The following is a 431-nucleotide window of genomic DNA, read 5'->3' on the forward strand; positions in this document are numbered from 1 at the left end:
CAATATACATCTCTGGCATTCACCGAGGCGCTGGAGGAAGCTGGGATCGCCGGGTCCATCGGAACCGTCGGCGATGCGCTGGACAACGCACTGATGGAATCCACGATCGGCCTGTACAAGACGGAACTGATCGAGCATCCGCGACGCTGCACCACCTGGCGCAATCGAGCCGAGGTCGAGTCGGCCACCGCCGACTGGGTGCACTGGTACAACACCGAAAGGATCCATTCCTCGATCAGCTATCTGACGCCCATCGAGAAGGAAATGGAGTACACTAGCACCATCGCCTCACGCCGTGAGGTGGCCTGATCGCCACCCTTCACCGGCCCCAGGACGGTTCACTTGAGCAGGTCAGGGTGTCGCGGCGCGGTCTGGGTGCGTGTCGTGGTCACGGTGCGGTGCTCGCCGCGGCGCACGCCCTGAACGCCGGC

Annotated in this window: 1 protein-coding gene; it reads left to right on the forward strand. The window is 63.6% G+C overall.

The features are described 5' to 3' along the window. On the forward strand, positions 1–309 hold a 309-nt coding region (locus A6V29_RS16410; RefSeq protein WP_170977913.1), incomplete at its 5' end, for an integrase core domain-containing protein. Positions 310–431 lie beyond the last annotated feature (122 nt).

Source organism: Blastococcus sp. CCUG 61487 (assembly GCF_005222955.1).
GTDB lineage: Bacteria > Actinomycetota > Actinomycetes > Mycobacteriales > Geodermatophilaceae > Blastococcus.